Annotated in this window: 17 protein-coding genes and 1 pseudogene; 11 read left to right on the plus strand and 7 right to left on the minus strand. The window is 45.1% G+C overall.

Annotated features, from left to right (window positions below):
• Positions 1-55: 55 nt before the first annotated feature.
• Positions 56-1033: a polyprenyl synthetase family protein gene (locus tag FO447_RS12475; protein ID WP_200756599.1), complete on the plus strand. Its 978-nt coding sequence runs from the start codon at positions 56-58 to the stop codon at positions 1031-1033.
• Between the two features lie 98 nt (positions 1034-1131).
• Here FO447_RS12475 and deoC read toward each other — a convergent pair whose 3' ends face one another.
• The 6 genes from deoC to mnmG all read right to left on the minus strand — a co-directional run bounded on the left by deoC (position 1132) and on the right by mnmG (position 7739).
• Complete coding sequence (deoC, locus tag FO447_RS12480; protein ID WP_117729280.1) at positions 1132-2067, minus strand: deoxyribose-phosphate aldolase; 936 nt, start codon at positions 2065-2067, stop codon at positions 1132-1134.
• 54 nt (positions 2068-2121) lie between these two features.
• A complete protein-coding gene (locus FO447_RS12485) occupies positions 2122-2481 on the minus strand; it encodes a nucleotide pyrophosphohydrolase (protein WP_022120116.1) in 360 nt (119 codons plus the stop codon).
• A 49-nt stretch (positions 2482-2530) separates the two neighbouring features.
• Complete coding sequence (gene dtd, locus FO447_RS12490) at positions 2531-2983, minus strand: D-aminoacyl-tRNA deacylase (RefSeq protein ID WP_117695101.1); 453 nt, start codon at positions 2981-2983, stop codon at positions 2531-2533.
• 133 nt (positions 2984-3116) lie between these two features.
• Positions 3117-4964, minus strand: a complete 1848-nt coding sequence (gene uvrC / locus FO447_RS12495) for an excinuclease ABC subunit UvrC (protein WP_153118439.1) — start codon at positions 4962-4964, stop codon at positions 3117-3119.
• Positions 4965-5086: 122 nt separating this feature from the next.
• Positions 5087-5617 (minus strand): adenine phosphoribosyltransferase, encoded by a 531-nt coding sequence (locus tag FO447_RS12500; RefSeq protein ID WP_117695105.1) that lies wholly within the window; start codon positions 5615-5617, stop codon positions 5087-5089.
• Between the two features lie 250 nt (positions 5618-5867).
• Entirely contained in the window at positions 5868-7739 is a 1872-nt protein-coding gene (gene mnmG, locus FO447_RS12505) for a tRNA uridine-5-carboxymethylaminomethyl(34) synthesis enzyme MnmG (RefSeq protein ID WP_200756601.1), read from the minus strand.
• A gap of 231 nt (positions 7740-7970) precedes the next feature.
• Between mnmG and FO447_RS12510 the strand changes: the two genes are divergently transcribed.
• From FO447_RS12510 to FO447_RS12530, 5 genes are all read left to right on the plus strand, one after another.
• The gene (locus tag FO447_RS12510; RefSeq protein WP_117587139.1) at positions 7971-8654 is read left to right on the plus strand and encodes a succinate dehydrogenase/fumarate reductase cytochrome b subunit; all 684 of its coding nucleotides are present in this window, start codon (positions 7971-7973) and stop codon (positions 8652-8654) included.
• Between the two features lie 32 nt (positions 8655-8686).
• On the plus strand, positions 8687-10669 hold the full coding sequence (locus FO447_RS12515; RefSeq protein WP_153073137.1) for a fumarate reductase/succinate dehydrogenase flavoprotein subunit: 1983 nt from the start codon (positions 8687-8689) through the stop codon (positions 10667-10669).
• A 15-nt stretch (positions 10670-10684) separates the two neighbouring features.
• A complete protein-coding gene (locus FO447_RS12520; protein ID WP_022120108.1) occupies positions 10685-11443 on the plus strand; it encodes a succinate dehydrogenase/fumarate reductase iron-sulfur subunit in 759 nt (252 codons plus the stop codon).
• Between the two features lie 225 nt (positions 11444-11668).
• Positions 11669-11812, plus strand: coding sequence for a hypothetical protein (locus FO447_RS12525; RefSeq protein WP_200756603.1), 144 nt, complete (start codon positions 11669-11671; stop codon positions 11810-11812).
• A 343-nt stretch (positions 11813-12155) separates the two neighbouring features.
• Positions 12156-13685 carry a THUMP-like domain-containing protein gene (locus FO447_RS12530; RefSeq protein ID WP_200756605.1) on the plus strand — a complete coding sequence of 510 codons (1530 nt, stop codon included), beginning with the start codon at positions 12156-12158 and terminating at the stop codon, positions 13683-13685.
• Positions 13686-13836: 151 nt separating this feature from the next.
• Here FO447_RS12530 and FO447_RS12535 read toward each other — a convergent pair whose 3' ends face one another.
• Complete coding sequence (locus tag FO447_RS12535) at positions 13837-15378, minus strand: carboxylesterase/lipase family protein (RefSeq protein ID WP_200756607.1); 1542 nt, start codon at positions 15376-15378, stop codon at positions 13837-13839.
• A 150-nt stretch (positions 15379-15528) separates the two neighbouring features.
• On the opposite strand from FO447_RS12535, the pseudogene FO447_RS12540 reads away from it, so the two are divergent.
• The 5 genes and pseudogenes from FO447_RS12540 to FO447_RS12560 all read left to right on the plus strand — a co-directional run.
• Positions 15529-15693 (plus strand): annotated as a pseudogene (locus FO447_RS12540) (IS1380 family transposase); the annotation flags it as partial.
• A gap of 261 nt (positions 15694-15954) precedes the next feature.
• Positions 15955-17106 (plus strand): N-acetyltransferase, encoded by a 1152-nt coding sequence (locus FO447_RS12545; protein ID WP_200756609.1) that lies wholly within the window; start codon positions 15955-15957, stop codon positions 17104-17106.
• Between the two features lie 219 nt (positions 17107-17325).
• Entirely contained in the window at positions 17326-19215 is a 1890-nt protein-coding gene (locus FO447_RS12550; RefSeq protein WP_234699126.1) for a DNA topoisomerase IV subunit B, read from the plus strand.
• A gap of 34 nt (positions 19216-19249) precedes the next feature.
• Positions 19250-20833 (plus strand): S41 family peptidase, encoded by a 1584-nt coding sequence (locus tag FO447_RS12555; protein ID WP_118191785.1) that lies wholly within the window; start codon positions 19250-19252, stop codon positions 20831-20833.
• Between the two features lie 301 nt (positions 20834-21134).
• Positions 21135-22382: a hypothetical protein gene (locus tag FO447_RS12560; RefSeq protein ID WP_147350928.1), complete on the plus strand. Its 1248-nt coding sequence runs from the start codon at positions 21135-21137 to the stop codon at positions 22380-22382.
• Positions 22383-22386: the final 4 nt, after the last annotated feature.

Here is a 22386-nt window from a genome sequence, read left to right on the forward strand (position 1 = left end):
GAATTGATTAATTTTGTAACAAATTTCAGAAATTAAGTAGATTTACTCACATATAATGGACTATTTATCACTTATCAAGCTGCCTATAAAGGCAGAATTAGCAGATTTTATAGATTTGTTCAACAAGTCTCTTATGCATAGCGATGGCCTCCTTTCCCAGGTGCTCGATCATATCCGTCAGCGCGCTGGAAAACGTATGCGCCCTATACTCATCTTGTTGATGGCACGTAATTTTGGAAAGGTTTCCAGTGTTACCCAGCATTCTGCTGTAGGTCTGGAGCTTCTTCATACCGCTTCGCTGGTACATGATGATGTGGTTGATGAGAGTGGGGAGCGCCGCGGACAGGCTAGCGTGAATGCTACTTATAATAATAAGGTGGCTGTGCTTGTGGGCGATTTCATTCTTTCCACCGCCTTGCTTCATGTATCTTATTCGCATTCAGAGGAAATCGTGCGTTATCTTGCTGAGTTGGGACGTATCCTGTCTAATGGTGAGATTCTTCAGCTCAACAGTATCAGTAATGAAGAGATATCGGAAGATATTTATTATCAGGTGATTAAGCAGAAAACGGCTGCTCTCTTTGAGGCTTGCGCCGGTATCGGAGCGATGTCTGCCAATGCTTCAGAACTGCAGATTGAAGAGGCGAAGCGTTTCGGACAGAACTTGGGCATCATCTTCCAGATCCGTGATGATATCTTTGATTATTATGATTCCAAGGAGATAGGTAAACCTACTGGTAATGATATGGTTGAAGGAAAACTGACTTTGCCTGTAATATATGCTTTGAAGTCTACCGGTGATGAGGAGATGATGAAGCTTGCCAGAAAGGTAAAGGCTCATACTGTGACGGCAGACGAAATAGCTCAGTTAGTGGCATTTACAAAGGAAAACGGAGGTATTGAATATGCGGATAAGCGCATGTGGGATTTCCATGCCGAAGCCATGAATTTCCTCGATACTTATGTGGAGGATAAGGATATTTACAATGCCTTGAAGGCTTACCTGGATTTTGTGATTGAAAGAAAAGCTTAATATAAAAATTGAAGAAAAACATAATATAAAAAGGGTTGGTTCTCAGAGAGAATCAACCCTTTGCGTTTTTGTATTCTGTTGATAATCAGTTACTTTTTTTAGAAGTATTTAATCTCCTTGCCAAGAATTTCGCTCAAGAGGAGGTTTGTCAGGCGTGATGTGCCGAGGCGCAACCACTGGTTGGTCAGCCATTTCTCGCCCAAAACTTCCTTCACGATAGTGTAGTAAACTACGGCATCATGAACGGTATTGATACCACCTGCAGGCTTGAAACCAATCTGAATGCCAGTCTTTTCGTAATATGCCTTGATAGCCTGGCACATAACGTATGCTGCTTCTGGGGTAGCTGAGACCTTCTCCTTGCCTGTTGAGGTTTTGATATAGTCAGAACCTGAGTACATTGCGAGGATAGAAGCCTTCATGATGTTGCTGCAATTCTTCAGATCACCTGTCTCCAGAATGCACTTCATCTTATGCTCTCCGCATGTCTCCTTGAGTTCCTGAATATCATCGCAGAGACCCTCGTAATCTTCGCTGAAGAACTTGCCAACAGGCATTACGATATCCACCTCTGTAGCACCATCCTTGATAGCCATAGCGGTTTCTGCAATCTTTACCTCGATAAAGGTCTGAGAGGATGGGAAATTACCGCTTACTACAGCAATTTCTACGCCGTCAACCTCCAGACTCTGGCTGATAAGGCCGGCAAAGTTAGGGTAGGTACATACGGTTGCTACGTGAGGAAGCTGAGGATAATCCTTGGCAAACTGGTTCACCTTTTCAATCATCTTCAGGATGCTTTCTTCTGTATCTTCTGTATGGAGAGAAGTCAACTCGATGCTACCGAAGAGGAACTTCTTGACCTCCATGGTCTCATTCTCTGCTACCTTCTCATCGAGAATCTTCTTTACTGCAGCAGCTACTTCCTCATCGTTGAGGTTGCAGTTGTACTGCTTCAAAACTGATAAATACTTGTCGTCTGACTCTTTATACTGTCCCTGCTGTGCAAGAACCTGTTCTTTAATACTGCTCATACTTAATGTTATTTATATAATTATTAAAGTTAAGTTTTTATATGAATAGCAATTTTAATTCTTGTTATCTTGTTCTTTATCTTCCTGATGTTCAGATAGTTTGGGGTTGTTTTTATGCCTTTCAGAGTCCCTTTTGGTCTTCTTGTCAAAACTCTTCTGGAGTTCTTCTGTCAAGTCAACCCCTGTCTGATTTGCCAGGCAGATAAGCACCCAAAGAACATCGGCCATCTCTTCGCCCAAGTTAGGTTTCTCGCCTTTCTTAAAACTCTGGTCGCCGTATGTTCGGGCAATGACGCGTGCCAGTTCGCCCACTTCTTCCGTGAGGCAAGCCATATTGGTCAGTTCGCTGAAATAGCGTACGCCATATTCTTTAATCCACTGATCTACAGCTTCTTGTGCTTCTTTTATTGTCATCTTCCTAATTCTTTTATGGGGAAAGATGCCTTTCTTTCAGGGTAGGGCATTATTCCTTGTTGTGAGTATCCATCATGATGGTTACCGGTCCATCGTTCAGTAAATCTACCTTCATATCGGCACCAAATTCGCCTGTTCCTACAGGCTTTCCGAGTGCATCGGATAGCTTTTTGCAGAACTCCTCATAGAGTGGAACGCTGATTTCGTGCTTGGCTGCTCTGAGCCAGCTTGGGCGGTTTCCTTTCTTGTAGCTGGCGAATAGGGTGAACTGGCTGATGACCAGAATCTCACCATTTATATCCATGATAGAGCGGTTCATAACGTGGTTTTCGTCGTCGAAAACACGGAGTCCTATTACCTTTCTGACCAGCCAGTCTACATCTTCTGAAGTGTCGCTTTCCTCTATTCCCAGAAGGATCAGATAGCCTTGTCTGATAGCAGATTTAACCTCTCCTTCTATGGTAACTGAGGCGTGAGAGACACGCTGTATTACGATTCTCATATTACTACTTTGAACTTTGAATGTTGAACATAGAACTTTATGAATAGCATTTGTGGAATGCTTGCTTCGGTTCTGTTCTTCTTCTTATTATTAATATATATATAGTATAGTTTGAACTGCAAATATACAACTTTTATTTCATATTCTCGCCTTTTTCTTCGAAATATTTTGAAAGAATTTCTGCCTTATGAGGGCCTAATACTTCTGAAAGTTGTTCCAAGGATGCTTCTTTCATCTTTTTCACGCTCTTAAACTTGCTCAGCAGGGCTTCTTTAGCCTTCGGACCGATGCCTTTGATATCGTCTAATTCTGAGTGCAGAGCATGTTTGCTGCGCTTGTCGCGATGGAAGGTGATAGCGTATCTGTGCACCTCATCCTGTATCTGCGTCAGTACCTTGAACAGTTCACTTTCGGGTGGTAGGGCGATGGTTTGAGGAGGGAATCCGAAGAGAAGTTCGTTGGTGCGGTGACGGTCGTCTTTGGCAAGTCCTGCGATAGGAATATCCAGGTGTAATTCGTCAACAATAACCTCTCTTACTACGTCCATCTGCCCCTTTCCGCCATCGGTAATAATGAGGTCTGGAAGTGCAGTTTCTTCCTCTATCATTCGACTGTACCTGCGTCTTACCACCTCTTGCATGGATGCGTAATCATCCGGCCCTTCTACCGTCTTAATGTTGTATTTCCTATAGTCTTTTCTGGATGGTTTCATACCTTTATATACGATACAACCTGCCACGGCATCAGTACCGGATATGTTGGAATTATCGAAACATTCTATCTGATAAGGCAGCTTTTGAAGCTTTAGTTTTGCTTGTAATTCCTTCATCAATCTGGTCTGTTTCTGTTCCGGATTGAGCTTTTCTGCCTGCTTCAGACGGTCGAATTTATACTGCTTGCAGTTCATTTCCGACAGTTCCAGAAGGTGCTTTTTGTCTCCTCTCTGGGGTACGAAGAAGGTGGCATCTTTCAGCTTCCATTCCATTTCGAAGGGCACGATTATCTCCTTCGATGTGGAGTGGAAACGCTCTCTGATTTCTGGAATGGCTGTAATCAGAAGTTCCTCGTCGCTCTCCTCCAGTTTACGTTTATATTCGTAGGTAAAGCTCTGGTTGATAGTGCCGTTTTTTACGTGAATATAGTTGATGAAGGCGTTCTTGTTGGCGTCATCATTCACGATAGTAAAGACATCTACATCTGTAATGGTATGGCTTACCACCTCGCTTTTTGCCTCAAAGTCATCCAGTAATTGGTACTTTTTCTTATATTCTTCGGCTATTTCAAAACGTAGAAGTTCGGCATTTTTCATCATCAAATCGTAGAGATATTTGCTTACTTCCCGCGTGTTTCCCTTCAGAATTTCACGTGCCTGGCGCATGTTTTCCTGATATTCCTCATAGCTCTGCTTGTTGATGCAGGGTGCTCCGCAGTTGTGGATATGATACTCCAGACACGGCTTGTATCTGCCTTCAGCAACGCCTTCTCTGGTGATAGGCATTCTGCAGGTGCGGGGCTTATAAAGCTTTTTGATAACCTCTAAAACGGCATACATGCTGCCGATATGAGGGTAAGGACCGAAGAAGGTTCCCACTTTTTTATTGATATGACGAGTCTTGAAAATGCGTGGAAAATACTCGTTTGTTACGCATATAGAGGGGTATGTCTTGCCGTCTTTCAGCAGGACATTGTATCTTGGATTATACTTTTTGATCAGGCTGTTTTCGAGCAAAAGTGCGTCTTCTTCTGTGTTTACGACCGTATAAGATATGTCGTGAATCTTAGAAACAAGCACCTTTGTCTTGTATCTGTCTACCTCTTTATGGAAGTAGGAAGATACTCTTCTCTTCAGATTTTTCGCCTTTCCCACATATATAATCGTATGATTTTCGTCGTAATATTGGTAGCTTCCTGGCTTCTCCGGCATACTTAAAACAATGTTTTTAAGCCTAGCCAAGCGCTCCTCATTCTCTTGTTTCGTCATATTTTTACTTGTTTTTAAAGGGAAAACGAGCGTTACTGTTTCACGTGAAACGGCAACGCTCTAGTGTCTTTTACTGCTTCCTTGCTGCATTCTCGCAGTATTTTTTGCAGTATTTTTGCTGCTTATAACTGTAATAAAGTAGTTACTTCAACGTCTGGATCAAAGGAGTTTCTGCCTTCGAAATTCTCGTTTACGAGTTCGATGATGAAGTTGGCATATACCTTTTTCGGATGGAATTTCTTTACCAGGTCGCATGCTGCTTTCATGGTTCCACCGGTGGCAAGGAGGTCGTCGTGGAGGAGTACGATGTCGTTCTCATTGATGGCATCTTCGTGGATTTCGATGGTATCCATGCCATATTCCTTAGCATAACTTTCCTGTACGGTTTTGCATGGAAGTTTGCCCGGTTTGCGGCATAAAACTACGCCGGCTCCGAGACGTATTGCGAGTGCTGAAGACATTACGAAACCGCGTGATTCGATGCCTACAATCTTGGTGATTCCTTTATCTTTGTAGAGTTCATACATCTCATCGCTGATCTCTTTTAAAGATGCAGGATTCTTGAAAAGGGTTGAAACGTCGCGGAAGTTTACACCCTTGATTGGCCAATCTGGAATGCAACGCAGATTGTCTAATAATAGCTGATTGTTCATTACTTTTTTATGCTTTAAATTGATACTTATTTTATTCTGTTTTCTTGCTTCTTTTAATGGGCTTTTTGCCCGTTTGTTTTTGCGTTTTGCTTGATTTTATCCGCTTTTGTTTCACGAATTGCTGAAGTTTTACTTTAACCGCAAAACACTTGATGCAACCTTTCTTAAGCGGTTGAGCATCAAATGTTTTGCTGATAATCTGTTTCACGTGAAACATTAGAAGTTTCCTTGTGTTTCGCTGTGAAACGGCTTATCTTCCGAGTAATACAAGCATCACGTTGATATCGCTTGGTGATACGCCCGGAATTCGGCTTGCCTGTGCCAAGGTTTCCGGGTCGATGCGCTCGAGTTTCTGGCGTCCTTCTGTGGAGATTTCGTGGAGCTCGGAATAGTTGAAACGGCCCTTGATTTTGATGTCCTCCAAACGGTGCATCTTATCGGCGATGAGACGCTCTCGTTCGATGTAACCTTTGTACTTCATCTTGATTTCTGCAGCTTCCGTTATCTCTTCCTTTCGGTTAGCTGGTGTTTCCAGTGTAGCCTTCAGGTCCGGAATAATCTCCGAAAGATTCGTGAGGTTCAGATGCGGACGGGCGATGAGGTCGATGAGCTTGCAGCCGGCGCGAAGTGGAGTAGTGCCGAGCGCCTCCAGTTTCGGATTTATCTCATCCTTCTTGATAGGATAGTTGGCGCAGAATTCGATGATTCTTCCGATGGCTTCTTTTTTCTCTATCCACCAGTCGTAACGGTCGCGCTTGGCAATTCCGAGTTCGTATGCTTTTTCGGTGAGTCGGGCATCGGCATCGTCCTGACGGAGCAGAATGCGGTATTCGGCTCTGGAAGTAAACATACGGTATGGTTCGTCAACTCCCTTTGTGGTGAGATCATCGATGAGTACGCCGATATAACTCTCATCGCGGTTCATCTCGAATGTCTTGTCTCCGACACAATGCAGGGCTGCGTTGATTCCTGCCACGGTTCCCTGTCCTCCTGCTTCCTCATAACCGGTGGTTCCGTTCACCTGTCCGGCAAAGAAGAGACCTTTGATGATTTTCGACTCCAGTGAATGTTTGAGCTGGGTAGGGTCGAAGTAATCGTATTCGATGGCGTACCCCGGTCTGTAAATCTTCGCATCTCTCAAAGCAGGAATCTCGTGAAGTGCATTCAGCTGGATATCCATCGGCATGCTCGAAGAAAAACCGTTCAGATACATCTCGTTCGTATCTTCGCCTTCCGGTTCCAGGAAGAGCGGATGCTGATCCTTGTCGGGGAAGGTAACGAGCTTGGTTTCGATGCTCGGACAGTAACGTGGACCGGTACTCTGAATCTGACCATTATATAAAGGTGAGTCAGCGAGACCGCTTTTTAAAGTTTCGTGTACCTTCTTGTTGGTGTAGCAAGTCCAGCAAGGCAATTGTTTCAGAACCCGATGTTCTCCCATGTAAGAGAACTGGTGGAAATCGCTGTCGCCCGGCTGTTCTTCCATATCTTCGAAATGAACACTTCTCTTGTCAATTCTGACCGGAGTACCGGTTTTCATTCTGGCTGTAGTGATGCCCCATCGGGTGATGCTCTCCGTAAAGTTGTGTACGGCAGGTTCGGCGCATCTTCCGCCTTCTACCATCTTTCTTCCTACATGCATCAGTCCGTTGAGGAATGTTCCAGCGGTGATGATGATGCTCTTGGCATAGAATTCGGCTCCCCAGATGGTTTTTACGCCGATGGCTTCTCCGTTAGCTACGAGCAGTTCGTCTGCTTGGTCTTGCCAGATGTCGAGGTTGTCGGTATGGTCGAGGATGGTTCTCCATTCCCAGATAAACTTTCCTCTGTCGCATTGGGCACGGGGGCTCCATACGGCAGGACCCTTTCCGATGTTGAGCATTCGGAACTGGATGGCGGTTTTATCCGTTACGATACCCATCTGTCCGCCCAAAGCATCGATTTCGCGCACAATCTGTCCCTTGGCAATACCTCCGATGGCGGGGTTGCAACTCATCTGACCAATCTTGTTCATATCCATCGTTATCAAACAGGTTTTGGCACCCATGTTTGCAGAGGCTGCAGCAGCCTCGCATCCGGCATGTCCTCCACCGATAACGAGCACGTCATAATTGAATTTCATACTTCGTTTAATCTATATTTTTTCTAATTTTCGGCAAAAGTAAGAAATAAAATCGAAATTTTAGCAAAAATACTTTGATAAATCATTAAAATATAGTAATTTTGCAGCAGACTTGCGAAAATATACCTAGAAATGAGGATTGCAGAATGCCCAAAAATAGGTATTGCAGGGGCGAAAAGTGTGGAATATAAATTAGTTTCAAACAGTTAAATAATTAAATTTCAATCATTTATGTGGTTAATCAATTCATCTATTGGTAGAAAGGTAGTGATGTCAGTAACTGGTATCGCTCTTATTCTATTCTTGACATTCCACGGTTGCATGAATGTTGTTGCTCTCTTCTCTGGAGAAGCTTACAACACAATCTGCGAGTTGTTGGGTGCTAACTGGTACGCCGTAGTTGCAACTTTGGGTTTGGCAGCTTTGGCAGTTTGTCACATCGTTTACGCTTTCATCCTGACAGCACAGAACCGTCGTGCTCGCGGTAACCAGCGTTACGAGGTAACAGCAAAGCCAGAGAAAGTAGAGTGGGCTAGCCAGAACATGTTGGTGCTCGGTATCATCATCGTTCTCGGTTTGTTGCTTCACCTCTTTAATTTCTGGTACAACATGATGTTTGCAGAGCTTTTGGGTACAAGCTTCGGCCACTGCCCATCAGATGGCTTCGCATTCATTCAGGACACCTTCGCTAACCCAGTGTTCGTAGTTCTCTACATCATCTGGTTGGTAGCTCTTTGGTTCCACCTCACTCACGGTTTCTGGAGTGCTATTCAGACTCTCGGTTGGAGCGGTAAGACTTGGTTCTGCCGTTGGAAGATGATTGGTATGATTTACTCTACCATCCTGCTTCTCCTCTTCATCGTAGTTGTATTGGCATTCGCTTTCGGTTGCGCTCCATCTTTGTGCTGCGCATAATTCGTGTAATCATTTAAGTATTAAAAAAGATTATGGCAAAAACATTAAATTCTAGAATACCTGAAGGACCAGTTGCTGAGAAGTGGACCAACTATAAGGCTCACCAGCGTTTGGTTAACCCAAAGAATAAGTTAAAGCTCGACGTTATCGTTGTAGGTACAGGTTTGGCAGGTGCTTCTGCTGCTGCTTCTCTCGGCGAGATGGGCTTCAATATCTTGAACTTCTGCATCCAGGACTCTCCACGTCGTGCTCACTCTATCGCAGCACAGGGTGGTATCAATGCAGCTAAGAATTATCAGAATGATGGTGACTCTGTTTACCGTCTGTTCTATGATACTGTAAAGGGTGGTGACTACCGTGCTCGTGAGGCTAACGTTTACCGTTTGGCTGAGGTGAGCAACGATATCATCGACCAGTGCGTAGCTCAGGGCGTTCCTTTCGCTCGTGAGTATGGTGGTATGCTGGCTAACCGTTCTTTCGGTGGTGCTCAGGTATCTCGTACATTCTATGCTAAGGGTCAGACAGGTCAGCAGCTCCTCCTCGGTGCTTACTCTTCTTTGAGCCGCATGGTTGAGGCTGGTAAGGTTAAGCTCTTCACCCGTTACGAGATGGAGGATATTGTGATCGTTGACGGTCACGCTCGTGGTATCATCGCCAAGAATTTGATTACAGGTAAGTTGGAGCGTTTCTCTGCCAACGCCGTAGTTATCGCTACCGGTGGTTATGGTAACGCTTACTTCCTTTCTACAAACGCTATGGGTTGTAACTGTACAGCAGCTATCCAGTGCTACCGCAAGGGTGCTGACTTCGCTAACCCATCTTACGTTCAGATTCACCCTACATGTATCCCTGTTCATGGTACAAACCAGAGTAAGTTGACTTTGATGTCAGAGTCACTCCGTAACGATGGTCGTATCTGGGTTCCTAAGAAGATTGAGGATGCTAAGGCATTGCAGGCTGGTACAAAGAAGGGTTCTGATATTCCTGAGGAAGACCGCGACTACTACTTGGAGCGCCGTTACCCAGCATTCGGTAACCTGGTTCCTCGTGACGTGGCTTCTCGTGCAGCTAAGGAGCGTTGCGACAAGGGCTTCGGTGTCAACAACACAGGTCTTGCCGTATTCCTCGACTTCTCTGAGTCTATCAACCGTCTCGGTATCGACGTTATCCTGCAGCGTTATGGCAACCTCTTCGATATGTATGAGGAGATTACTGACGTTAACCCAGGTGAGTTGGCTAACGAGATTAACGGCGTGAAGTACTACAACCCAATGATGATCTTCCCTGCTATCCACTATACAATGGGTGGTATCTGGGTTGACTACGAGTTGATGACCACTATCCCTGGTCTCTTCGCTATTGGTGAGTGTAACTTCTCTGACCATGGTGCTAACCGTCTTGGTGCTTCTGCTTTGATGCAGGGTTTGGCTGACGGTTACTTCGTATTGCCATACACTATCCAGAACTACTTGGCCGACCAGGCATTGTGGCCAAAGCTCTCTACCGATCTCCCAGAGTTCGCAGAGGCAGAGGCAGGTGTTCAGAAGGAAATCGACCGCCTGATGGGTATCCAGGGCAAGCGCTCTGTAGATTCTATCCACAAGGAGTTGGGTCACATCCTTTGGGAGCACGTAGGTATGGGTCGTACCAAGGAAGGTCTTGAGGAAGGCTTGAAGAAGATGAAGGCTCTGCGCGAGGAATTCAACAAGAACCTCTTCATCCCTGGCAAGAAGGAAGGCTTGAACGTAGAGTTGGATAAGGCTATCCACTTGCGTGACTTCATCTTGATGGGCGAGTTGATCGCTTACGATGCATTGCACCGCAACGAGAGCTGTGGTGGTCACTTCCGTGAGGAGTACCAGACAGAGGAAGGCGAGGCAAAGCGTGATGACGAGCACTTCTTCTACGTAGGCTGCTGGGAGTATCAGGGCAATGATACAACTGCTCCAGTGCTCAACAAGGAACCTCTCGAGTATGAGGCAATTAAGGTACAGACAAGAAATTACAAGAATTAAAAAGCGAACAAGACAATGGCAAGAAATATAAGTTTCACAGTTAAGTATTGGAAGCAGGACGGTCCTACAGCACAGGGTCACTTCGATACACATGAGATGAAGAACATCCCAGATGATACTTCATTCCTCGAGATGCTCGACATCTTGAACGAGGAGCTCATCGAGTCAGGTCAGGAGCCTTTCGTCTTCGACCACGACTGCCGCGAGGGTATCTGCGGTATGTGCTCTCTCTATATTAATGGTACACCTCACGGTAAGACTGAGCGTGGTGCTACAACATGTCAGCTCTACATGCGTCGTTTCAACGATGGCGATGTTATCACCGTTGAGCCTTGGCGTTCTGCTGGTTTCCCTATCATTAAGGACTGTATGGTAGACCGTTCAGCATTCGACAAGATCATCCAGGCAGGTGGTTACACCAGCATTCGTACTGGTCAGGCTCAGGATGCCAACGCTATCCTGATTCCTAAGGAGAATGCAGACGAGGCAATGGATTGCGCTACATGTATCGGTTGCGGTGCTTGTGTTGCTGCATGTAAGAATGGTTCTGCTATGCTCTTCGTCAGCTCAAAGGTTAGCCAGCTGGCACTTCTCCCACAGGGTCGTGTAGAGGCTGCTGCCCGTGCTAAGAAGATGATTGCACGCATGGATGAGCTCGGATTCGGTAACTGTACAAACACTCGTGCTTGCGAGGCTGTTTGTCCTAAGAACGAGTCTATCGCTAACATCGCCCGCTTGAACCGTGAGTTCTTGAAGGCTAAGTTGGCTGACTAATCCATCGTTTCTTTTGAGACACAGGAATTTTCTCTCTGCATCTTTACGGATGCGAGAGAATTTTCCCAACAACTCTTCACTCTTCACCTTTTTGGTGTAAGTGGTTGAAGGATAGGAAGTTGGGCGGGTGAAGAGTGGTTTTTTACTCTTCACCCGCCCTTCACCTTTTTAGGCTGTTGGCAGCTAAGCGGCTCTGCGTTTATACCTTTCCCAAAATCATAAAAGGTGAAGAGTGGTGAAGAGTGGGTGAAGAGTGCCGAAAATCTCTTCACCTATGTAATGTGTTGTGCTTCAGTTGTTTATACAGAAAAGGTGAAGAGTGAAGAGCTGATTGCGATATTCCTGCCAACCATGCTTCTTTTGAAATAAGAGAAAGGATGTTTGGCAAACTGTTATACAGGAACAGCCGACTAGCCTCTGTTTCGCTAGTCGGCTGTTTGCCTTTTGCCAGTATGCTGTTTTTCTTCTGCCAGCCTTCTGTTTTTCCTAGTCAGTTGTTCTATCTCCGATAGTTATGTATTTATTTATGCCTGCTGTTAGAATCATATAGCCAGGAAAAAGGGTAGATTATAGCCGAGAGCATCCTGTTTTTGGTGCATCCCGACATAAATTATCAGATATTCTGAGAAATATTTTGTAATCTCATCAGAATATCGTAAATTTGCGGTTATTAAGAATAAGTAATGTAATGACGAATCACTCAACAGAAATAATGAACCAAGCAACGCTCGATTTTATCCGCCAGCATCAGGACGATGATGTTCGCCAGTTGGCTTTCCTCGGCAGCAAGTATCCCGAGGTAGATATGCCTTTCGCTCTCGATCAGATTCGCGGGCGAAAGATGGCTCGTGTGAAACTGCCCCGTTGGGCAAGCATCGATGGCATTATCTATCCCCCTCATATTTCGATGGAGCAATGTTCGTCAGAGCAAACGGCACTTTATAAGGCTGAACTCGCTGCCCGACTGCTCGGCTTGTCTCCTTCATCATCCGAAAACGGAGAAGAAAAGGAGAAGGAGAGCGAAAACGTCTCAAATCTTCATCTTTCTGAAATTTGCGAATTTGCGGGCAAAGGGGCAGTTGATTCAGAATTCGCCAAAAATGAAGCCACTTGCAAAAAGCAACAGATATTAACAGAATCAGAAGAGAATGTTAATGAAACAAAAGAAGAACCTCATGAAGGAGATTTTTCTGAAGAAATCGGGTTTGTTGATCTGACCGGCGGCTTCGGAGTAGACTTCTCTTACATCGCTTCCCGATTGGGCGTGAAGTCGATGTATGTGGAGCGTCAGGCTCATCTCTGTGAAGCTGCGAAGGAAAACTTTGGGCGGTTGGGTTTGAAGAACGCCATCGTGAAGAATGGAGACGGAATAGAGGTGCTGCATTCTTTTGCTTCAAAGAAAGAGGCTGCTGCATCAGATTCTTTAGGCATAACTGAAGATCAGTCTCAGTCATTACTTAAGACCAATCTTGGTCTTAAGCTGATCTTCATCGATCCTGCCCGTAGAGACGATGCGGGCAACAAGGTAGTATCTTTGAAAGATTGCACGCCCGATGTAACCCTTTTGCAGGAAGAAATGCTTTCGAAGGCAGATTACGTCATCATCAAACTCTCTCCGATGCTCGACTGGCACCGTGCGGTAAGCGAATTAAGCTGCGTAAAAGAGGTTCATATCATCTCCGTGAACAATGAGTGCAAGGAACTCCTTTTAGTGCTCTCAGCGCGAAATATGGGCGGAATGGAGGCTTCTTCGGCAGATGGAGAAGTAAAACATGCCGGGAGTCTCCGCATTTATTGTGTCAATGATGCCCAGTCCTTCGTCTGCGACGAGTTGGATATGGAGTCTTCTTCTGTCAGAATAGCTCCGCCAGTTCTTGAAGAGATGCAGTATCTTTATGAGCCGAATGCCTCATTGATGAAAGCCGGCTGTTTCAGCGTTTTATCAGAGCGGTATGGAGCCAGAATGCTTTCCAAGAACAGCCATCTTTTCGTGAGCCAGGCACCTATCGAAGCATTCCCAGGCAGAAGTTTTCGCATCATCGCCGTTTCTTCCTTTAATAAGAAGGAGTTGAAGCGCCATCTCTCAGGCATCACCAAGGCAAACATCGCCACCCGCAACTTCCCCCTTTCCGTGGCAGAATTGCGCAAGCGCCTGAAGCTGAAAGATGGTGGTGAAACTTATATCTTTGCCACCACACTGAGCGACGAAAGCCATGTGCTGGTTATAACGGAGAAAGCTTAGAATTAGGTATAGTATTGGGTCTTTATGATGTTTTTACTCAAGTTTCGCATGTTAGCTCCACACACTCTACTTGAAAGGGCAGAAGCTCCTAGCCCAGGGAGGGCACTGAAAAAGTTCCAAGTGGGAGAAATGCCACTTGGAACTTGACGTATTATTTTCTTTTTTCCTTGAAGAACTTCTCGAAGAAGTCCATTTGCTTTTGATTTTGAACAGGACCCAAATGCAGTCCTTCCTTCATAATCATCACCGTTGGTTTACCTTCCTGGTAGGTAGTCCAGAAAGGAAGGCTATTCCCATTTGGATTGCCGGTCTTGGTAAAGTTAATCCAGTAGCGTGACATGATTTGTTCCATGTGCTGCTCCGTCTCGGTCATCTTTCCAGAGCCAAACTTATAGCCATAGATGAATGGCATCTCTGCCACATGGCTGGCTCCTCCCTTGCGGCTTTTCACGATGGTGTTCTCTGAGTCTTGGTCAAAGTAATACATATACACCTTGCCCTTGCCGGTCTTGCTCTGCAGGTTAGCCCAGGCATACGTTCCCCATGCAAAGGAGCCATCACGGAAAATGTCGGATTGGGCGAAGTAGGTTTCTTCCTCTGTTTTGGCAGGATAGAGACTGAGAACCTGGTCTGCCCAGCTTCCATATATCTCATGGATTCTTTTCTCATAGTCACTTACACTGACAGGGCGGCTAAACATACTTCCTTCGTCGCTGTTGGTTCCTATGATGACATTTACATCATTGTAGTTTCCCTTTTCATAGAGCTTATACTGGTCATCGGTGATGCTGTAGCCATCCACATTAGGCCAGAAGGATTCCATGGCGGTATTCTTCACGATGTCCATGAAAGGAACTTTTCTGAGTTGCTTAATGTTCTTTACTTTAAGTTTCTTTTGAAGTGCCAGTCCGCTTGCCTCTGCTGCTTTAGTTGTGAGCATGGCGGTGTTGCCGTTTCTTGCTTCACCCACAGGCCAGAAGGAGCTACCACTTTCGCTGATGGCACCACGGAATAGTCCCTTGGCAAGGGGAGAGGCGCATAGTATACTTACCGAGATACCACCGGCAGATTCTCCTGCAATGGTAATCTTGTCAGGGTCTCCACCGAAGGCAGCGATATTGTCGTGAATCCATTTTAAGGCCATCACTTGGTCAAGGATGCCATAGTTACCAGATATGTTCTTGCCTGATTCCTTACTCAGCTCTGGATGTGCCATGAATCCCAAGGCTCCCAAGCGGTATTCTATGCTACAATAGATGATGCCTTCCTTGACAAAGCTTTCCTGGGTTCCACTATAAGAGCCTGTGAGGAAGGCTCCTCCATGAATCATCACAAATACAGGGAGTTTGTCATTCTTACTCTTGGCTGGCGTTTCCACACTGAGGTATAGGCAGTCCTCGCTCATGCCCAGCTCTCCACCATTTTGGTTAGGGTCGATGGGCTGTGGTGGACGGTCTCCCCATTTATCTGCTTTGAATACTCCCTTCCAAGGCTTCTTGCTCACTGGGGCTTTCCATCTAAGGTTACCCACTGGTGCTTCTGCGTATGGGATTCTCTTGTAAAGGGCGAATCCTTCATGTTCCACACCTTCAATTTCTCCTTGCTCCACTGTTGTTCTTAGCAGTTGGGCGTTAGCTGCCGATAGGCAAAAGAGTGTCAGGGCGGCTGTCAGTAGATGTCTTTTCAATTTCATTTCTGGTTATTCTATTAATTCCGCAACACTATTATTAATTAAACGTTTTAAGAACCTGAGCAGTAGAAAGTTACTCCGGATTTTGCTATGTCAGAATTTTCACTTATCTTAGTGTTGCGAAAAGAAAACAAGCAAAAACTCTGATATGACATGGCAAAGATACAAATTAAATCTGAGAAACTCACTCCTTTTGGAGGAATATTTTCGGGTCATGGAGCAATTTGACTCCACATTGTCATCTGTAATCGACTCAATCCTCAGAATTTCACTACTCATTTGATGAACCATCTCTCGCTTCATCCGACACTTCGCACTTCTCGCCAGTGTTGGAGAGAATAGATGATCGAGCTTTTTCTTATTGTGATTCCTTGGAGAATGTTAGTTTTCCGCCAGTGCTTAAAACTATCGGTAAAGATATTCCGCCAAAACCATCACTAAATGGGTGATATAGGCTAGTTTGGGAGCTGTAATTAAAAATTAACCCCTAAAAAACTGCAAAAAAAGTAGCAATATTTGGTAATTTGCCAAAATATTGCTACTTTTGCATTTATAATATTGCAAACTAGTTTGAAAATCATGTCATTAATAGAAATTAAAAAGGTCAAAACAAAGAAGGACTTGAAGACGTTCATCGACTTCCATTACGACCTCTACGAAGGCAACGAATATGATGTGCCTAATCTTTTCAGCGACGACATGAATACTCTGAGCAAGGACAAGAACGCTGCGTTCGAGTTCTGCGAGGCAGAGTATTTTCTTGCCTATAAGGACGGCAAGCTGGCAGGTCGCGTCGCTGCCATTATCAATCATAAGGCAAACAATAAATGGGGCAGGAAGTCGGTCCGTTTCGGCTGGATTGATTTCATTGACGACCGCGAGGTTTCCAAGGCTCTTCTCGATGCTGTAGAGAAATACGGTAAGGAGAAGGGAATGGAAGATATTGTAGGTCCGCTGGGTTTTACCGATATGGATCCAGAAGGCATGCTTACCTGGGGCTTTGACCAGCTAGGCACCATGCCTACCATTTATAATTATTCATATTATCCGGAGCACATTGAGGCTCTGGAGGGTTTTACCGTAGATAATAAGTATGTAGAGTATAAACTGATGGTGCCAGATACCATCCCGGAGAAATATTCCAAGATAGCGGCGATGATAGAGAAAAGATACAATCTCCATGTCCGCAAACTTACCCGTAAGGATATTTATCAGGGCGGATACGGACAGAAGATTTTCGACCTCATCAATGATACATACAAGCATCTCTATGGTTATTCCGAACTTTCACAGAAGCAGATAGACCAGTACATCAAGATGTATCTGTCTTTGCTCGACCTGAACTTTGTGACAGCCATAGAAGACTGGACTACTGAGGATCATAAGATGATAGGTATCGGTATTACGATGCCTTCCCTTTCCAGAGCTCTGCAGAAGTGTCATAGGGGCAGGCTGCTTCCTTTTGGCTGGTGGCATCTGCTGCGCGCTATCAAGTTCCATAAAACCAAGATTGTCGACCTTCTGCTCATCGGTATCCAGCCGGAATACCGTGCAAAGGGTGCCAATGCGCTGCTCTTTGCCGACCTGATTCCTATCTATCAGAAGTATGGAATCGAGTGGGGAGAAACACAGGTGGAAATGGAAGATAATGCTGCCGTGCAGGGACAATGGGGCGTCTTGGATCCAGTCCTTCACAAGCGCCGCAACTGCTATATTAAGAGTATCAGGTAAATAGCAATTGTTGTGTTGGCAATTATCTGATAAACAGAATATTGCAACATCATTTGCTATGTTATAAGAAAATAAATAAGAATAACTAAGGAGGAAATCATGTCTGAAGATAAAAACTTAGGTAACAGCGAATTGAATGCCGCTGATGAGCTTACCAATGCCCCTCAGGAGCAGCAGCCGGTAGAGTATACCGACGATAACATCCGCCACTTGAGCGATATGGAGCATGTACGCACCCGTCCGGGTATGTACATCGGCCGTCTGGGAGATGGAAATCTGCCGGAAGATGGTATTTATGTGCTCTTGAAGGAGGTGGTAGACAACTCTATCGATGAATTCAAGATGGGTGCAGGTGCCCGTCTGGAAATCGATATCGAGGACAATCTGCGTGTCAGCGTGCGCGACTATGGCCGTGGTATTCCTCAGGGTAAGCTCGTTGAGGCTGTAAGTGTGCTGAATACCGGCGGTAAGTACGACAGCAAGGCGTTCAAGAAGAGCGTCGGTCTGAACGGTGTGGGTGTGAAGGCGGTCAATGCCCTCAGTTCCCACTTCGAAGTAAAGTCGTACCGCGACGGAAAGGTGCGCCATCTGAAGTTTGAGAAAGGTATTCTGAAGAGCGACACGATGGAAGATACTGAAGACGAGAACGGTACCTTTATCTTCTTCGAGCCGGATAATACACTCTTCAAGAACTATTCCTTCCACGATGATTTCGTGGAAACGATGCTCCGCAACTATACTTATCTGAACACCGGACTCACCATCATGCACAATGGCCGCCGCATCTTGAGCCGCCATGGTCTGCAGGATTTGCTGAGCGATAATATGACCAACGAAGGTCTCTACGACATCGTCCACATGAAGGGCGAGGACATCGAGATTGCCTTCACCCATACCAACCAGTATGGCGAGGAGTATTATTCCTTCGTCAACGGTCAGCACACCACCCAGGGAGGTACGCATCAGAGTGCCTTCAAGGAACATATTGCCAAGACTATCAAGGAGTTCTACGGCAAGTATGAGTATGCTGACATCCGAAACGGACTGGTGGCTGCCATTGCCATCAACGTAGAAGAACCGGTCTTCGAGAGTCAGACCAAGATTAAGCTCGGAAGTACTACGATGACGCCGAATGGTGGCGAAACCATCAATAAGTATGTGGGCGATTTCCTGAAGAAGGAAGTAGACAACTATCTCCATATCCATAAGGATGTAGCTGAGATTCTGGAGAATAAGATTAAGGAGAGCGAACGTGAGCGCAAGGCGATGGCGGGCGTTACCAAACTAGCCCGTGAGCGTGCCAAGAAGGCGAATCTCCACAACCGTAAGCTCCGCGACTGCCGCATCCATTTCAGCGACGCCAAGAACGAGCGCAAGGAGGAGAGTTCCATCTTCATCACCGAGGGCGATTCTGCCAGCGGAAGCATCACCAAGAGCCGCGATGTGAATACCCAGGCGGTGTTCTCTCTGCGTGGTAAACCGCTCAACAGTTTCGGTCTTACCAAGAAGGTGGTTTATGAGAACGAGGAGTTCAATCTGCTTCAGGCGGCTCTCGATATAGAGGACGGCTTGGATTCATTGCGTTACAACAAGGTGATTGTGGCAACCGATGCGGATGTCGACGGAATGCACATCCGCCTGCTCATCATTACCTTCTTCCTTCAGTTCTTCCCAGATCTCATTAAGAAGGGCCATGTCTACGTGCTTCAGACCCCATTGTTCCGAGTGCGCAACAAGCGAACCAAGATCAAGAATAAGCAGGCGGTGGCTGATGCGGATGCGAAACTGGGAAGCAAGGAGAAAAAGAGCGATTTCATCACGCATTACTGTTACAGCGATGAGGAGCGCCAGCAGGCGATTCGCGATTTGGGTCCTGACCCTGAAATCACCCGATTCAAAGGATTGGGAGAGATTTCGCCTGATGAATTCGCCCATTTCATCGGTCCCGACATGCGATTGGAGCAGGTTACGCTGCATAAAACCGATCAGGTGCAGAAGCTGCTGGAATATTATATGGGTAAGAACACGATGGAGCGCCAGAATTTCATCATCGAAAATCTGGTGATAGAAGAGGATATTCCGGAGGAAGACTCAGCACCGTTGGATTAAATGAAGTGAAGAGTGAAGAACGAAGTTTAAAAAAATGAAGAAATATCTATTTATTGCGCTCATGGCATTCCTGGCAGTAACTTCTGCCAGTGCCCAGTTGCGTATCAAGATGGGCAAGAACAGCCCGATAGAGAAGTTGGGAAGGGCTGAAATCGCCATTACCAACCTTTATGTGGATAGTGTGGATGAGAATAAGCTCGTAGAGGACGCCATCCGAGGCATGCTCGAAAAGCTCGACCCTCATTCTTCTTACGCCACAGCCAAGGAAACCAAGGCGATGAACGAGCCGCTTAATGGCAGTTTTGATGGCATTGGCGTGCAGTTTAATATGGTAGATGATACGTTGCTCGTTATCCAGCCGGTTACGAACGGACCTTCTGAGAAGGTGGGAATCATTGCCGGCGACCGCATTGTGGCTGTAAACGATACTGCCATTTCGGGCGTGAAGATGAGCAAGGAGGAAATCATGAAGCGCCTTCGTGGTCCTAAGGGAACAACGGTGAATCTTACCATTGTGCGCCGTGGCATCAAGGATAAGCTCATCTTCAAGGTAAAGCGCGATAAAATTCCGGTAACTACGATGGATGCGGCTTATATGATTCGTCCGGGCATCGGATACATCCGATTGGGAAGCTTCGGTCTTACCAGTCATAAAGAGGTAACAATAGCGATGGATTCGCTGAAAAAGAAGGGAATGAAGGACCTTATCTTCGACCTTGAGGATAATGGTGGAGGCTATCTTCAGGCTGCGGCTCAGATTGCCAACGAGTTCCTGCAGAAGGGCGATCTCATCGTTTATACCAGCGGTCGTGCAGCGCCTCGCCAGGAATATAAGGCGCAGGCTAACGGCAGATGGCGCAAGGGCAAGGTGGTGGTGCTCACCAATGAGTTTACCGCTTCTGCCGCCGAGATTGTTTCCGGAGCCATCCAGGATCAGGACCGTGGTGTAGTGGTTGGTCGCAGAACCTTCGGCAAGGGATTGGTGCAGCGTCCGCTGACCTTCGATGATGGCAGTGAGATTCGTCTCACTATCGCCCATTACTATACGCCTAGCGGCAGATGCATCCAGAAGCCATATAAGAAAGGTGACAGATTGGATTATGCGATGGATCTGGACAAGCGTTACAAGCATGGCGAGTTCACCAATCAGGACAGCATCCATCTTTCAGACAGTCTGAAGTATTACACCTTGCGCAAGCATCGTGTAGTTTATGGTGGTGGTGGAATCATGCCAGATTATTTCGTGCCGCTGGATACAACCAAGTACACCAAGATGCACCGCCAGCTGGCTGCCAAGAGCATCGTCATCAACCAGAGTCTGAAGTTCATCGATGCGCACCGCAAGGAACTCAAGAGCCAGTATAAGGATTTTAACAAGTTCCTCGCCACCTACGAGGTTCCTTCTTCGCTGATAGAAGGCATTATCGCCGAGGGCAAGAAGGAGAAGATAGAGCCGAAGGATGAGGCTGAATTAACTCAGACGAAGAAATACCTCGCCCTGCAGCTGAAAGCCCTTGTAGCACGAGATATCTGGGATATGAGCCAATACTTCCAGGTATGGAACGAGACAAACGAGATAGTTCAGCGCGCCTTGGAGTTGCTTATTACGGGAAAATAAACTGTTAACTGTTGACGCTGTTAACAAGAAATAAAAGAGGGTGTCAAAAACAGTATGACGCACCCTCTTTTATTTCTTGTAGACCTTTTGATAATTATTAGCAACTCTAGGTTATAGTTAAGTATGTTAAATATAGTTATATTTGTGGTGTTAAGCTTCTTTGTGGTGTTTTTTTTATTATTTTTGCAAAATATTTGGGATGGTTTTATTTACAGATAAAGCAGTACGTTTGTGATAGCATCATTCCATTCGTAAATAGTATTTAAGTAAAAAATTAGTATTGCATTTTTTTATGAATGAAATGAAAAAAATAGTATTTCTATTAGCATTTACGCTACTTTTGTTTTGTGGTTGCAAGCAAGATGTTGATTTTGGGACTGAAAGTGTGTCTAATGAAGAAATTTTCTCAAATTTTGAGGACTCTTTAGTTGTGGCATCATCTCCTTATTCTGCATTTTATAACGAGATGAGGAAGAGTTTGAAAACTCGCTCATCTTACTCTTCAACAGGAGAAGTTGGCATAAAAGATATTTTAGGCTTTCCTGTAAATATTCAGGTTGTTCAGAATATCTATAATAAAAAGTTTTTGCAATATAATGGATTGCACAAAGCTATTACTTTAAGTAACTTTTCTTCGAATACGGAAGATAATCTATTTGTTTTGCACGAAGACCCTCTTACAGATGAGGTCTACATAACTCCATATAAACTTTCTGATAATAAATATTATCTAGGTGCTGCATCTCAAAAAGGTTCTAGTGTCTGGTCTTTATATGCTTTAAGCGGAGAACCGACAAATGGGGGCTATTGGGAAATCTCTAAAGGGCAGACAGAATACTCTTTTGTCTTAAAAAATACACAAGTTCTAGAACAAGGTCCTGGAGGATGGAGCGATATCTATAGTTTGGCCTTGGCTGTGGAGGATAATCAATTAAAATTTCAGAAATATGCAAGTAAAGGCAATCAAGAGTTTATAATTACTCCGAATGATGAATTTGAAGTGAAGAGTTTGAAGGTTGATAATGCTGCTAGTCGTTTTCTAGACAGTCCAGACTTTGTAATAGAAGAAATTTATACAAATAATTCTAGTTTGGCGCAAGAACTCACAACTAATGTTAGTAAGAAAGCGACTAATATTTCCAATTTTTCAAGAAGTACAAGTGTAAATACCAAAGTCTCTCATGATGTCAAGGTTGGTGTCGGAATAGTTAGTGGTTCTGCTCATGTGGAGATTGGAAAGAATAGTACATGGAATTATGGAGAAAGCGAGAGTATAGAAGATAGTAGGAATTATAATTTCCCTATAAAAGTTGCACCTAAAACAAGAATCCGTGTAACTATTTCTGTAGGGCAAAAAACATGTGAGTTGAAATATACTGCTGTACTTAAAGGGAAAAATACGGGAGTGACTTTAACTGAGCAAGGTATCTGGAATAACGTATCATGTACAAATATACTGGTAGACGTGCAAGAGGAAGATTTGTCTGGCAATGTGTTAAAATCAAAGAAATTTGAAGGAATACCATCTACTAGAGTAACATTTGACTAGAAAT

Source organism: Segatella copri (assembly GCF_015074785.1).
In the GTDB taxonomy this organism is placed as follows: Bacteria; Bacteroidota; Bacteroidia; order Bacteroidales; family Bacteroidaceae; genus Prevotella.

What these genes read in the sequence shown, in the direction of transcription:
- FO447_RS12510 (WP_117587139.1), top strand. Translation starts at nt 7,971, where the DNA reads ATGTGGTTAATCAATTCATCTATTGGTAGAAAGGTAGTGATGTCAGTA.
- FO447_RS12555 (WP_118191785.1), top strand. Translation starts at nt 19,250, where the DNA reads ATGAAGAAATATCTATTTATTGCGCTCATGGCATTCCTGGCAGTAACT.
- FO447_RS12475 (WP_200756599.1), top strand. Translation starts at nt 56, where the DNA reads ATGGACTATTTATCACTTATCAAGCTGCCTATAAAGGCAGAATTAGCA.
- FO447_RS12560 (WP_147350928.1), top strand. Translation starts at nt 21,135, where the DNA reads ATGAAAAAAATAGTATTTCTATTAGCATTTACGCTACTTTTGTTTTGT.
- uvrC (WP_153118439.1), bottom strand. Translation starts at nt 4,964, where the DNA reads ATGACGAAACAAGAGAATGAGGAGCGCTTGGCTAGGCTTAAAAACATT.
- dtd (WP_117695101.1), bottom strand. Translation starts at nt 2,983, where the DNA reads ATGAGAATCGTAATACAGCGTGTCTCTCACGCCTCAGTTACCATAGAA.
- FO447_RS12520 (WP_022120108.1), top strand. Translation starts at nt 10,685, where the DNA reads ATGGCAAGAAATATAAGTTTCACAGTTAAGTATTGGAAGCAGGACGGT.
- FO447_RS12515 (WP_153073137.1), top strand. Translation starts at nt 8,687, where the DNA reads ATGGCAAAAACATTAAATTCTAGAATACCTGAAGGACCAGTTGCTGAG.
- mnmG (WP_200756601.1), bottom strand. Translation starts at nt 7,739, where the DNA reads ATGAAATTCAATTATGACGTGCTCGTTATCGGTGGAGGACATGCCGGA.
- FO447_RS12545 (WP_200756609.1), top strand. Translation starts at nt 15,955, where the DNA reads ATGTCATTAATAGAAATTAAAAAGGTCAAAACAAAGAAGGACTTGAAG.
- FO447_RS12550 (WP_234699126.1), top strand. Translation starts at nt 17,326, where the DNA reads ATGGAGCATGTACGCACCCGTCCGGGTATGTACATCGGCCGTCTGGGA.
- FO447_RS12485 (WP_022120116.1), bottom strand. Translation starts at nt 2,481, where the DNA reads ATGACAATAAAAGAAGCACAAGAAGCTGTAGATCAGTGGATTAAAGAA.
- FO447_RS12535 (WP_200756607.1), bottom strand. Translation starts at nt 15,378, where the DNA reads ATGAAATTGAAAAGACATCTACTGACAGCCGCCCTGACACTCTTTTGC.
- FO447_RS12530 (WP_200756605.1), top strand. Translation starts at nt 12,156, where the DNA reads ATGAACCAAGCAACGCTCGATTTTATCCGCCAGCATCAGGACGATGAT.
- FO447_RS12500 (WP_117695105.1), bottom strand. Translation starts at nt 5,617, where the DNA reads ATGAACAATCAGCTATTATTAGACAATCTGCGTTGCATTCCAGATTGG.
- deoC (WP_117729280.1), bottom strand. Translation starts at nt 2,067, where the DNA reads ATGAGCAGTATTAAAGAACAGGTTCTTGCACAGCAGGGACAGTATAAA.